General features: G+C 56.7%; 13 protein-coding genes. 8 read left to right on the plus strand and 5 right to left on the minus strand.

The genetic code is table 11. From position 1 onward, the window contains the following. Positions 1-2: 2 nt before the first annotated feature. From ACSYSY_RS01065 to ACSYSY_RS01080, 4 genes are read right to left on the minus strand one after another with little or no spacing between them, the layout of a single operon-like run. A complete protein-coding gene (locus ACSYSY_RS01065) occupies positions 3-1,082 on the minus strand; it encodes a hypothetical protein (RefSeq protein ID WP_491707492.1) in 1,080 nt (359 codons plus the stop codon). Beyond that, complete coding sequence (locus ACSYSY_RS01070) at positions 1,075-1,707, minus strand: hypothetical protein (protein WP_491707493.1); 633 nt, start codon at positions 1,705-1,707, stop codon at positions 1,075-1,077. Before ACSYSY_RS01070 ends, ACSYSY_RS01065 begins: the two co-directional genes overlap by 8 nt. Beyond that, positions 1,704-2,801: a baseplate J/gp47 family protein gene (locus ACSYSY_RS01075; protein WP_491707494.1), complete on the minus strand. Its 1,098-nt coding sequence runs from the start codon at positions 2,799-2,801 to the stop codon at positions 1,704-1,706. Before ACSYSY_RS01075 ends, ACSYSY_RS01070 begins: the two co-directional genes overlap by 4 nt. Then, positions 2,798-3,268 carry a phage GP46 family protein gene (locus ACSYSY_RS01080; RefSeq protein WP_491707495.1) on the minus strand — a complete coding sequence of 157 codons (471 nt, stop codon included), beginning with the start codon at positions 3,266-3,268 and terminating at the stop codon, positions 2,798-2,800. Before ACSYSY_RS01080 ends, ACSYSY_RS01075 begins: the two co-directional genes overlap by 4 nt. A 233-nt stretch (positions 3,269-3,501) precedes the next feature. Here ACSYSY_RS01080 and ACSYSY_RS01085 point away from each other — a divergent pair, with 233 nt between their 5' ends. Continuing rightward, positions 3,502-5,100 (plus strand): phosphoethanolamine transferase, encoded by a 1,599-nt coding sequence (locus ACSYSY_RS01085; protein WP_491707496.1) that lies wholly within the window; start codon positions 3,502-3,504, stop codon positions 5,098-5,100. A gap of 21 nt (positions 5,101-5,121) precedes the next feature. Here the strand turns inward: ACSYSY_RS01085 and ACSYSY_RS01090 are convergent, their stop codons facing one another. Beyond that, a complete protein-coding gene (locus tag ACSYSY_RS01090) occupies positions 5,122-6,792 on the minus strand; it encodes a saccharopine dehydrogenase family protein (RefSeq protein WP_491707497.1) in 1,671 nt (556 codons plus the stop codon). 416 nt (positions 6,793-7,208) lie between these two features. On the opposite strand from ACSYSY_RS01090, the gene ACSYSY_RS01095 reads away from it, so the two are divergent. The 7 genes from ACSYSY_RS01095 to ACSYSY_RS01125 all read left to right on the plus strand — a co-directional run bounded on the left by ACSYSY_RS01095 (position 7,209) and on the right by ACSYSY_RS01125 (position 12,912). After that, complete coding sequence (locus tag ACSYSY_RS01095) at positions 7,209-8,366, plus strand: ATP-binding protein (RefSeq protein WP_491707498.1); 1,158 nt, start codon at positions 7,209-7,211, stop codon at positions 8,364-8,366. A 139-nt stretch (positions 8,367-8,505) separates the two neighbouring features. Beyond that, on the plus strand, positions 8,506-9,126 hold the full coding sequence (locus ACSYSY_RS01100; protein WP_491707499.1) for a hypothetical protein: 621 nt from the start codon (positions 8,506-8,508) through the stop codon (positions 9,124-9,126). Positions 9,127-9,270: 144 nt separating this feature from the next. Next, a complete protein-coding gene (locus ACSYSY_RS01105; RefSeq protein ID WP_491707500.1) occupies positions 9,271-10,071 on the plus strand; it encodes a hypothetical protein in 801 nt (266 codons plus the stop codon). 28 nt (positions 10,072-10,099) lie between these two features. Next, positions 10,100-10,741, plus strand: a complete 642-nt coding sequence (locus ACSYSY_RS01110) for a hypothetical protein (RefSeq protein ID WP_491707501.1) — start codon at positions 10,100-10,102, stop codon at positions 10,739-10,741. Between the two features lie 11 nt (positions 10,742-10,752). Further along, positions 10,753-11,562, plus strand: coding sequence for a hypothetical protein (locus tag ACSYSY_RS01115; protein ID WP_491707502.1), 810 nt, complete (start codon positions 10,753-10,755; stop codon positions 11,560-11,562). Further along, complete coding sequence (locus ACSYSY_RS01120) at positions 11,562-12,191, plus strand: hypothetical protein (protein WP_491707503.1); 630 nt, start codon at positions 11,562-11,564, stop codon at positions 12,189-12,191. The genes ACSYSY_RS01115 and ACSYSY_RS01120 overlap by 1 nt, the downstream gene beginning before the upstream one ends. 34 nt (positions 12,192-12,225) lie before the next feature. Then, positions 12,226-12,912, plus strand: coding sequence for a hypothetical protein (locus ACSYSY_RS01125; RefSeq protein WP_491707504.1), 687 nt, complete (start codon positions 12,226-12,228; stop codon positions 12,910-12,912). Positions 12,913-12,945: the final 33 nt, after the last annotated feature.

Here is a 12,945-nt window from a genome sequence, read left to right on the forward strand (position 1 = left end):
GATCAGGGCAGGGCGATGGCCCAGACTTTTATGTGCGTGACCCCGCCCCAGATTTCCCCATGGCCGTCTTTTTCAGTCCAGTAGTGAAACAGATTGAGGCGGAATCCGCTGGCATCCATATTGGTTGAGCCGTCCGCGTTTGTGGTGAGAATGGGCACGAGGAAATTATTGCCCCCATGGCCATCATAATCATTCCCCCATGCGCCAACAGCGGAGAGAAAAACGGCGATGTTCGTGTCATTACCGACCGCGCGGAAACTTGAAAAAGCATGGGGGAAGGTGATCCAGTCCCCATGTTTGGCATCAACGCTGAAATATTGTTTTTCCTTGATGACGTCTTCATAATTGGGCAGCTTCAGGTCATAATCGCTTGTGCCGCGCCCCCCCACCATGACGTGGGGATTGGGCGTGTCATGGACGATCCGCATCGTGTTGATCGGCGTTTCCTGATCGCTGCTGGCGTCACTGATAATGGCGTGGTTCTGTAAGGTGGTGAGCTGGTCGGACGTGGCCTGCTCCACCCCTTTGGCGCGGGTGATTTCCGCCTGCACATCGTCATTAATGGCCAGGGCTTTCCCCGCAGCGTTCTTCAGAGTGCCGTCCGTTGTGGCTTCCAGCACATGGTAGAACGTCCCGTCCAGATCCTTGATGACCAGCCGGCCTGTGAGGTGATTGACATTATCGGGCTGAATGGCCTGCAAATAGAACTGCCCGGCCCCCACCTGAGTGCCGAGTGTCTGGGACAGGGTTTCGCCCTTCTGGGCAAACTGGCCGTCCACCAGCACGGTGCCAGACAGGGTGCCCCCGGTCAGGGGGAGGAGTTTTGTGAGATCATATTGTGTGGCAACGGGCATGCCCCGAAGGGTGAGGTTGCCGCTGATATCGCCGCCACTCAGGGGCAGGTAGCCGTCCAGAGCGTCGCCCAGATTGCAGAGTGTGTGAATGATCGGGTCAAAAAATGCCTGATTGAGCGGTGTGCCTTCTTGCTTGCCCGGTACCAGATCAAGCACGCCGGGGCGGCCCTGCTCATCAACGGTCATATTCGGCACACCGGGGAAGAGGGGCCAGTTGGGGTTACTCATTTACCCATACTCCATCATGTCTGAAATAAACCTCGCTATGGGCAGGTTTCAAAAGCCTGAAAACCTGCATCAGGGCGGCAAAACCGCTCTTATCGTCCTGGGATGCCTCCATCATGCCGCAATAGCCATCGCCGCATATGGCCTCCAGGGAGTTTTTGGGCAGTTCGACAATCCAGGTGAAATTCACCGTCTCATCAGCCACCACCGAGCCATCCCCACAGTGAGGGACGCCACAGATCGGGCAGTCAGGTTCCTCAATGGAAATGGAAACGCCATAACTTTTGGCCAGAGCGAAATAGAAAGCGGGCCTCTGGTCGCCGCGGGCCGTCCAGCGCTGTTGCAGGACGTAATGCCACTCCCGGTCGGTCAGTTCGCCCTGATCGCGGCCCAGAGGGTCAGGGCCGAGGAGCGTGCGGTAATCATCGAGCAGCAGGCGCGACGTGCCGGGGCAGAGCTCATAGCCGGTGGCAGAGACGTCACCCTCCAGCGTTTCCCGCGGCATGGCAAGGGCGAGCATCAATGAGGCGATATTCGACCCGTTCAGGGCCGGGCCGGGCGGGAGCAGGGCCTGGCACCATTCATGGGCAATCTCTTCAGCCGAGCGAGGGGGCGGGAAATCGGTCATTTGCCGTTTTCCTGCCAGGTGATATCCCCCATGACGGGGATCTGGTTTTCCTTGAAAACAAGATCGCTCGTGGGGGAAAGAATGGCGGAATTGCCCCCCGCCGCGTTATAGAGTGCGGCCTGAAAGGCTTCGATATAAAGCGTGCCGCCAATCTCGACCCCGTTATAGAGCGAGCGGAACGCTGCAAGGACCTTGTCGCGCGTGATCTGGTTATCAAGCCCCAGCCGGACCGTCATGTCCTGCGTGACCAGCTGGGCGGGGTAAAGGGTGGCATGGCCCACAATGGGGCGCTTTTCATCAATAAAGGCCTGCACACGCGCAAGCTCTGTTTCCGAGGGGACGCGCGGTGTTGCGCCGTCCTCTCCGGCAAAGGCGATGATGACGCCCACCGTGCCCGGACCGGTAAAAGAGGGCACGACATTGACGTATTTCGCCCCGGTACTGCGGGCCCATTTGCGGTAATCTTCCGCATCGCCGCCATTATAGGGCGTGCGGATCATATCGATGATGCGCGCTCGCCAGTCTTCGACGGCTTCAAGATCCGTCCCGCCGGCAAGGCCGTCCTGATCGGTTGTGATGGTTCGAACCCCCGCAACGGGGCTGACGAGGCTGAGCGTGCTGCCAGCGGGCAGATTGCCTGCCGTCCCTGTGCTCTGGCAGGTCACAGACACACTGCCTGATCCACCAGCCGGGAGGCTGATCGGCTGATCAAGCACCCATTGGACCGAGCCATCACGGCTCAGAGCCGCCCCCTGTGGGAGCGAGACAGGCTGGGCGACCGTGATAACCACCTTGCCAATAGCGGCCTGTGGCGCCAGACGGGGGACACCCCATATCTGGCCATGTTGGGGCAGAAGCCCGTCTTTTCCCGCTGTGGCTGTGGTGGGGAGCAGCTCGAGAAAGCGGTCACGAATATAGAGGTAGGTTTCGTAATCAGAAAGTGCTAGGATCGTCGCCAGCACCTGCTCAAAGGTGGAAGGGGCTGTCGGGTCCAATGTGACCATACTGCCATCTTCCGCCTTGAACCAGGCCTGAGCAAAGCCCGTCATGTAACGTTGTGCCAGCTCGGAAGGGGTGGGGATGGGCGCGCTCATAATGTCTCCACGCGTTGTGTGACAGAAATCCGTGAGTTTTTGGCAGTAATCACAAGGGTGCTTTTCCTCCACTGGGCGGAAACGCTGATCTCCTGGCCATGATAGGTGCCGATCGGCTCCAGGGCGGCCTGAGCGTAATCCTCGGCGGTCAGGCGTGTGGCCTCGCTGCGTTTGGCGCGTTCCAAAAGCCAGAGCCGTGAGCCCAGACGCTGATCATCCTCCTGCAAAATATCGCCAACCCACCCGCGCTTTGCGCCAAGGGGGGGCGTCGTGCCGTCAGGGGCGGTCAGCAGGGAGGGGATCACGTCATCAGGATCGGCCCGGCGGTAAGAGCCCAGCGCGATCAGAAGGGGGGAGGCGATGGTGAAGTCAAAGGAAATTGTGCCACGTCCTCCCCCCGTTGGAGTGATGACAAGGTCAGTCTGGCCGCGGGAGTCCGGGCCGATATGAAGGGTGCCAATGCTCATAGCCCCAGAGATAGGCGATGGAGCCAGGAAAGGTCAGGGGACAGAACCGCCCCCTTTCGGTAAGGATCACTGCCGGGCGCGGAAGGCTAGAGGGGGAAGGCTATAGAGCGTGTTTCAGACAAGGAAATGTGACTGAATCTGTAGAAAATTTCATAAATTATTGCTTGCGAACAGGTATAAATTTAATTACCAGTCCCATAGTGAAGACGTGACGCGTATTTTGAGAAGGTCTCATGAAAAAGAGATATATTTTTATTTTGCTTTACGCAGTTCTTATTGTCGCTCTTCAATGTACTATTATAAATCACGCTGATATAAAATACAATCAATCACTCATTATCATTATCAGTTTTATTGTGACATTCCTGTTTTTCAATGTGGGAAAAGTCCTTTCTGTTCTTTTTAATGTCACGTCTTTGTTTCTGCTCATCTTTGATGCGGTGATTTCCTATAAATGCGGTATTCTGACGGACGGGAATATTATTGCTGTGGTGGGGAGTGATTTCCATCAGAGCCTTTCCATGCTCCATACGGTCAATCCGCTTCTCCTGCTCGCAACCCTTGCCGTGCTCATCCTGAGCGGCGTCCTGTCCTGGAAGCTGGCGCGCTTTAACGGGAAGGCCGTTCTGGCCTCGCTCTGTCTCATCGCGCTGCCGGGCTGGCAGATTTCGACCCATGTGCGGGATTATCTGAACGGGACGGACCACGTCTATAGCAACAAATTTCTCGATGTGGCGGCCAATATCAAATACCGCATGGCCGGCATGCCCGGTGACGTAATCTTCGGCACGGCGGTGGCCCTCCACCCGTGGGACCCCGTCTATACCCAGCCCGTCGCCCGCCATGAGGTTGCCAACCCGTCAGTGGTGGGCAGAAACGGCCCCAAAACCCGCAATATCGTGTTTGTGATGGGGGAGTCCTCTCTGGGCAAGCGCTATGGCGTTTATGGCTATCAGGGCGCGGATACGACGCCAGTGCTCAATAAACTCCAGCAGGAGGGAAAGATCTGCGTGATTAAAAATTCCCATTCTGCGGCCAATATCACGCGCCTTTCCGTGCCGATGTCCTTCTCATTCTACAGCCCGCAAAGCCAGGACTCCCTTTTGAGTGAGAAAAATGTGCTCGAACTGGCCCATGATCACGGTTACCGCACTTTCTGGATTTCCGCCCAGGGCGGCACAGGGCCTTATGCGCGCAATGCAGGCTATATTTCCGAATTCAGTGATTATGTCACGCGCGGTGATCTCAATAATAAGGAAAACGGCGTCAAGATCGAGAAAGATGACAGCCTCATCCCGGTTATCAGGGAGAAATTTGCCGAACAGGCGCCCTATAAGCTTTATGTCATCCATCTTTATGGCAGCCACCTCCATTATAAGGACCGCGTCAAGCGCGAGGATCGGGAGGCCCTGCCCCAGGCCGATGATTATGACCGCTCCATCCATCATACAGACCGGGTGCTGGGCCAGATCATGCAGCTCGCCGATGAAGAGCTGGGCGATTATACACTGATCTATACCTCTGATCACGGAGAGGTCGTCTCCCAGGGGCACGGCCTCCAGCTGGGCGGGTACGACCAATATGACGTCCCCTTCCTTATGCATGACCCAAGCAACATTTATTGCACTCTGGCGCAGTCCTTTGAGGAAAAACGGGGCTATTATACTGCGCTGGCCAATAAATACCTGCTGCTCTCCATGGCCGGCTACCCCTTCACTGAAGCCGAAATCGAGACCCTCATCCCCGAAGAACTCGTCCTGCACTCAGATTTCAGAACCTATAAATATGGCGAGATCCCCACAAAAACGCAGGGTGCCATTGCCGGGAAGTAGGGGGATGTTGGGGGCGAAACGTTACCCTTCCTTCGCAATATTCGGGTCAAGCCTGCCTTTATAGGCCACGATGAGGCCGATCAGGGGCATTGCAATTTCGACATGAAAGCAGAACTGGCCGTCTTTTTCGGTCTCGAACGTCTCTCCACCCGGCAGGAGGAAGCGGGGCATGGGGATGCCCAGGACGGACCAGCGGCGCGGCACCATAAACAGGCTCTCGCCCTCAATGACCAGAGCCAGCGCGAAGGATGCGAGCCCGAAACGTTCCACTAGAAGGTGCTCATTTCGGCCCGTGCCCAGGGAATGCACCGATGAAAATGACTTCTTCCCGAAGCGGCGGGTCCAGCGTTCAGCGCCGTTCTCGGGCATGAAGGTCACGGTTACCGGGACATTTTTCGCCGCTTTCGGAAAGCCGACAATGGAAGCGACGAGGCTCGCCAGCAGCCCCTTGCCGCGGATCACCTCACCAAAGCCGCTCCATTGCCGGGCGATTTTATTGCCATGAAGCTCCTGAAGGCGCGGCGGCAGCGTGGCAAAAGAGGAACCAAGGATTGTGCGGTAAAGCGGCATCGTGACAGCGTCCTCTCTAAAGCCGGTGAAAATCTTCCGTTTCCGAAACAAATCATCAAACTCGCCAAGTTCGAGAGCGTCAATCGCTGAGCGTGCACCGGGCGGGGGGCGGAGACCGGCCACCAGCTTGCGGATGATGACCTCGCTCGCCATGGAGGGGATATAGGGGCCGTCATCCCCTTCGGCGAGCAAATGCCAGCTCCGCTCGATCGTCACGCCGCCGGCCAGCCCGCGCGCATGGATGAACATGCCGCCCCGATGCTCGCCAAACTGGCACTGTTTGAGCACTCTATAAAAGAGCTTCGAGAGCGGTTCGAGAGAGGGAAGGTGGAAGCGGGCGCGTGCCTTTGCCAGCAGATTAAGCAGCCGGTGCAGGAATTCAGGCACCGGCCCGGCCCCGATCCAGAGATCGGTCAGGCTCGGATATTCTGGCGGTATCACCTGAAGGTCCGGCACATCCACCAGCGAGAAATGAATGTTACGAAGGGGCATCTTTCCCGGAGGGGCGATGGTGTAGCGCAGGCTTTCGCCCAGCCCCACAGCCTGGAAGGGCTTCCCGTCGCGCAGCACTGTGACGGGCGCACCAGCATAGCCGAGGACCGCACGCATCACATTCAGCCCGAGCACGGCGTGAGGCGAGGGGGCAATGCCGCCTTTAATGGCGGTAATCTGCATCGTTCCGGCCAGTTCGCGCAGAACAGCGGCGGTCAGGGCGGGGCAACTGCTCACGCCGGAAATGACGAACACACCCGCCGCCTTTGCCCGGTCATCGAACTGGGAGACCCCGAAGACGAAATCGGCCCCATCGGCAAAATCGAGATAGTCAATACCCGCCTCGATGCAGGCTGAAATCACGCGATAGGGGTCTGTGCCGTAATCCTGAAACGGGCCGGACGCATCGACCACCAGATCGGGCTTTTCCGCGCGCAAAGCCGTTTCGATATCGGCACGATCGAGCCTGAGGGGACGAACCGTGCCCTGCCCTCTATACTGCGCGCAGAACGCTTCCGCCCGGCCGCGGTCACGCCCGCAAATGAGGCACTCTATCTCCGGAATATCCGACAGGAGTTCCACCAGACGGCCCCCGAAACGGCCATACCCCCCGAGGATCAGAATCTTCATAGGTGCCTCATTAGAATGCCGCCCCATAGCGGGCTATTGGTGCGGATTATGAGCGAGGGATTCCGCCCGGTCAATTATGCGCTCCCGGTTTTCACGAAGTCATGATGAGGTGATCATGTAATATGATAAATATTTCAAACTATTGAGCGTAATGTGCGAGAGGGAAATATATTTCAGGATCCGTCCATCACTGTGGCTCAGACTCTGATAACTTATAGAGTAAGGTGTGTTTTCATATCTGTATTCTGGAGCTATGGTGTCTAATTGTCTTCAGTCATGAAGAGAGAGGCGGAGAGGGGATTTTACCCTGAATCTATCAAACACTACCAAAGACTACCAAAGACTATCAAAAACTACGGAATTTTATTAGTCTTCACTAGTCTTCACTAGAATAGGCATCGATCGGGAGAAGAATCATGGACCCGCTGAACAACCCTTTCACCCCTGGTGCCGGCAGCCGCCCTCCTGAGCTCGCCGGACGGGCGCAGGTGCTTGAAGGGGCGCGCATTGCCTGTGGGAGAGCGGTGAGGGGCAATGCCCGTCCCATGATGCTGCTCGGGTTACGCGGGGTTGGCAAGACGGTTCTGCTCAATGAAATCGGCCGTAATGCCGAGGAGGACCATTTCATTGTTTCAAGGGTTGAATCCCCTGAAAAGGAAAGCCTTGCCCGGCTTCTCTACCCGGAAATGAGGAAGATCCTGAGGTCCCTTTCCTATGTGGAAGCGGCAAAGCAAAATGCCATGCGTGGGCTGCGTGGGCTGAGAAATTTCGCCTCGATTTTCAAGATTGAGGTTGCCGGTATCGATCTGGAGGTGGAGCCTGAGCCCGGCCTGGCGGAAAGTGGCAATCTGCAATATGACCTGCCCGATCTCTTTATCCTGATTGGAAAAGCCGCGCAGAAAGCCGGGCGTGGCTGGATCCTGCTCATTGATGAGGTCCAATATCTCTCTGATTTTGATCTCTCCGCCCTGATTGTGTCCTTGCACCGCATTTCACAGGAGGGGTTACCGGTCGTTCTGGTAGGGGCGGGCCTTCCGCAGATTGCCCGTCTGGCTGGCGAGGCGAAATCCTACGCGGAAAGGCTGTTTCAATATCCCTCCATCGGCGCGCTGGATCCCCAATCAGCGGCCCAGGCGATCGAGAAACCCTTGCTGCAGGAAGGGGCCTCCATGGCTGAGGACGCGCTTGCGCTGATGGTGGAAAGCACGAAAGGCTATCCCTTCTTTCTGCAGGAATGGGCGTCTGTTGTCTGGGATGATGCTCCCGGGCCGCAGATCACGCTTGATGACGTCCGGCGTTCTTATAAAGAAACCTTGGCAAAACTCGATGAAGGCTTCTTCAAGGTGCGCCTTGACCGCCTGACAAAAGCGGAGACGCAATTTGTAAAAGCCATGGCAGAATTGGGCGATGGCCCTTACGCCATGGCCGATATTGCCCATGTGATGAAGCGCACACAACGCTCTTTGGGGCCTGCCCGCTCAAACATCATCGCCAAAGGCATGATTTACAGCACAGATCACGGCTATCTTGATTTCACCGTCCCCCTCTTTGCTGATTTCATGCGGCGCCGTTAAGGCTTTTCCCTGAGAGAATGCCTTATTAAAAACATTATTTGCGACTAAATCCTCACCCATCTCTGGAATTATGTCTTGCCTGTCTCATTAGGACGGGGGGCGTAGGTCGATCGTTCTGCAGCAGGGTGGGAGATAAAGAATGAGTGACGCAGCCGCAATGCATGGGCTCAGCCGGAAAGGGCCGAAAAAGGCGCTGATTATTCTCTCATGTCTGGTCGCGTTTCTGTCGGTTCTGGTCATTATTCTCTCTTTTTTCGTGGTTTATCTGGTCGGGGAGAATGACAAGTCGGAACGCAAGGAACTCATCCAGCATATGGTCGATACGATCGAGTTTGATGCCGTCCCGCTGGAAAAGAAGCCGGCGCTTAAGAATGCTGTCACCGCGCTGCTTAATGCCTGCCCGCGCATTGCCGATATTGCCACTCATGGGGAGAAATTCTCCATTTTCTACCACCCCGATAACGCGCCCAATGGCTGGCTGGGAACCGATGTGCATTTTGAAGCCACTTTTAATCTCAAACCTGATAGTGAGGACGATTTGCCCCCCAACCTTGCCAATGGCGTTTACCCGACCTTCGGGCTGATGGGGGGAGACAAGCCCGGTACAATGATGCTCGGCTCCCTGCCTTTATGGTTCTGCCACGTGAAGGGCACCATGTCAGATGAGGAAATCGCCCAGGCGCATGACAAAAAAGGCGTGCCTTTCGGGCAGATGATGCATTTCCTCCCGCTCAGGGACATTCCACCTGAGAGCTTTTGATTAGTGTGTGAAAAGTAACGATATCAATCCATTGGAATCAATTCACTCTTATGACTTTACCATGTCAAGTAATCATGGTTTACAGGTCGTATGAATTATGTCACGTCCTGAAGTAAAGATTTGTGTAACGATTATGGGACTATTATGAGCGGTGAGAAGGTGCAGCCGGAGGAGACATTCAGGGGCCGGAAAGGGGTGATGGCTCTTCTGACAGTCATCATGCTGGTTCTGGCTGGGGTGAGCCTCGTCCTGATTATGCGCCGCCCTGTGTCGTGGGAGGCACCGGCGGTGCAGCAGGAAATGCTGCGCTATAACGTCACGGAAGCGGATTTTGCGCTCGCTCCCCCCGCACCCCCGCCTTCTGCCCCGCAGGAAATGGACGGGCTTGCGGATTTGCTGGATCAGGTGGATCTCACATCTGTGCCTGATGAGAAAAAACTGCCTCTCCGCCAGGCAGTGACGGCCCTTCTGAAACGATGCCCCGCCCTTCTGGATGTGGCGGTGGATCAGAACCGGGGGATTGTGGTGAAAAATGATGCGCCCAGCCCGGTCGTGCAGTGGGTGCAGCAGAGGGTTGTGAAGAGCTATCGACGGACGTACAGCCTTGTGGTCTCTTTCAGGAAAAACAGCCTCCAATATGTGCCCGTCTCTCTGACGCGCAACTATGGACCTTATGATCAGACGCCCTCGGTTACCTTTGATTTTGCCGGGGGAAATTTAGGGGGAAATTTAGGCGGGAGCGATCAATCGGGCGCCCCACTTGGTGTTTGGGTGCGGGATGAGGAGGCGCTGCGCTGGTTCTGCCCTGAGGCGCCCAAACCGCCTGAGGAGCCGGGGCCTCCCGGGGCGGTTTCACCGTCCTCACCCTATCGTTTCATTCCTTTGGAAGGGGACGCTGCGTCCGGGACGGATTTTGAAAACAGCCCTGGTTCCTTCAGTTTATGACCTCCGTTTCTGGCAATAAGGTACCCCTATGATGAGCGATGAAAAACAGGCTCCGAAAGTTCGCCAGAAAGGAGGGATAGGCGTCATCCTGTTACTTCTGGCCGTCATTGCCGCGCTCTCGGCTCTGATCGTTTATCTCGAAAACGGGTCGGATCGCACTGGGGCGCCTCATGTGCCGCCGGACGTTGCCATGACCCGTGTCATGAACAGGGTGCATTTCTATCCCGGAATGCCGGAGGGGCAGAAACACACTCTTATGCGCGCTTTTGCCGCCCTTCTGGTGGCCTGCCCCCGGATCACGGAGTCTGTGACCATGGCGGATCATTTTGAGATTTCCTACGTGCCTCATGGCTTTCCCAATGGCTGGTTTGGCAAAGACGTTCATTATGAAGTGCAGCTCATCCCCGGGCCTGAGGGTCTGCCCAAAATCCCCCCTGCCTTATGGGCGGAAAGTCAGAAAAGCGCTTTTGGCCGGGTTCCCCCCAGTTTTGGCCTGGTCGGGGGCAAGCAGCCGGGGGTGAGGGTGCTCAGACCCGTCGCTTCGTGGCTCTGTGGGGTAAATGAAAGCAGCTCACTTTCTGATCTGGAGGCTGCCAGTAGGAAAAACGCCCCCTATAGCGTGCTGGTGCATTACGTTCCCTTCAAGAATTTCCCCCCCGATCGTTTCTGAAAGGGGCGGATGTGACAGGCGAGGCAGAGGCACAAGCACAGACACAGGCAACACCACACTATGGTTCGGGAAAGCTCATAGCGCTGCTTTCTGTGGCGGTGATCGTTCTTTCCATGATCGCGGCCCTTCTGGCGGTCAGGCTGTATCAGCGCGATGAGCGTATGGCGATGATGCGGGACCTTGATGAGCGCAAAATGATCGGAAAATCTGTCCTGAAGGAGCTTCCCGTGCCCATTCCGGTCCTTCCCCCCGAAAATGAAAGTGACACAGACCGCCATGAGAGGATCAGGAAAGCCCTGATGAAAGAGGTCATGTCCAGTGGGCGCGATGAGATTGAGTTCAATAAACTGATTTTCATGAATTATTACGCAGCCTTGCTGAGGACGTGCCCCCTTATCCTCGATGTGGCTGTGGAACAGAGCGTTGAAATCCGCCAGAGCGCGCCTACGCCGTTCCATCTGGCAGAGGGAGAGGGGGATCATCCGGGGGCGTTCGATATTGATATCAAATGGGGCGAGGGGTCCTGGCGCAATATGCCCCTTTTCCTCTTCGATACAGACACACTTAATGAGGAGGGCAGGCCTTATACCACTTTTACGGTCACAGCAGGGCCCGAGCGCGGGATCGTCGTGACCAGTCCCTCAGCGCGCTGGTTATGTGGGGAACCTTTGAGCGATGATGGCCCTGGGAAGGGCCATGATGGGAAGGACCATGGGAAAGGCGCTGCATCCTCGCCGCACTCCGTGTTTATCCCCTTCCGGGATTTCCCGCCCCGGTCCCCCATGGGGATCGCCCATCTGCCTTTCGGGATTGTCCGGTAATGAAGCCGGAGAACGCGCCTTTCCGTGTGAAAAAGAGGATCGGCTTCATCGTGCCGGGGCTGGCTGCGCTGACGTTCGTCCTGCTGGCTCTGGTGGGGTTTCTGTCCTACCGCCTCAACCACCCCCCTCGCCCGGGGCGGGAAGCGATGATTGGGGAAATGATGAAAAGGGTGAAGTTCAGGCCGGACGTGCCGGAGGGTAAAAAACCAGCCGTGAAGGCCGCTCTGATCGCCCTGATGAAAGCGTGCCCCCGTATCACTGATTACGTCCTGCCGGGGGATTATTTTACCATTTATTATTATCCGTCCCCCTCACCATTGGGCTGGTATGGAAAGCCCGCTTATTTCGATGCCCGGCTGACCATGCAGTCTGACAGTCTGGACACATTGCCAGCGCCGATCCGGGCGGAACTTGATAAGGAGCATACACTTGGCGTGCCGCTGGAGTTTGCCCTGATAGGGGGTGCTCATCCCGGCGTGAAACTGCTTCTGCCCGTGCCGCTCTGGTTCTGCGACGTGTCCGGCAGTCAGTCCCTCAAAGAGCTTTCAGACGCAACGAGAGAGCATATCTCCTATCGCGCTCTGGTCCGTTTTCTCCCCCTCACAACCCTCAAACCCGGCTCATTCTGAAAGGCCGCTTCTGTAACATAAGGACGTATTTTTCATGACTTGCAAGAACTCTGAAAGAACACCCTCCCAGGCAAAACGGCGCTCTTTCCTCCCGGCCGCCTTTCTGTCCCTTTCCACCGTGACGTGCTTTTTCGGTGCGGGGTTTTCCGCTGGAGCGGGGCACGTAAGCCCGTTTCAGCCCCAGGCCGCTTCAGCCCAGACCATGAGAGATCTGGACCAGGGTGATCCGGCCCGGCGGGAGGCGACCAAAACGGTGCTGGAAAGCCGGATTGTGATGAGCAAAAAGATCTCCAAAAGGAAACAGGCCGCCCTTAAAAAAGCCGTTTCCGAATTGCTGGAGGCCTGCCCGCGGATCCTTGACGTCGCAGAGGATGATCCTACGGCCGCGATCGGGGTGGTGCGGCTGCCAACAGAGTGGCTCGGCGGGCCGGACACACTCTATACGGCCATTTTTCTGACAGGATCGGTCGGGCGGGACCGCGTTCCCTTCATTCTGCGCCATATTACGCAGCAGCCTGTCTCTCCGCTGTTTAAAGGGGGGCGCTTTGCCCTGATGGGCGGCAGGGAACCCGCTGTCATGACGGCTGACCCCGTCTCGCGTTGGATGTGTGAGGGTCCCACCGGGGTGAGTGCCTATTACAGGGCCCATGAGACAGAGGGCATGTCCTCCTTTTCCGGCCCTTATGTCGTTCCCATGACGGGCAGGCTGGCTAATCTGTAGCGCCTTTTTGGGGGCGTGCTGACTTTCATCAGG

The organism is Aristophania sp. ESL1100, from assembly GCF_058511235.1.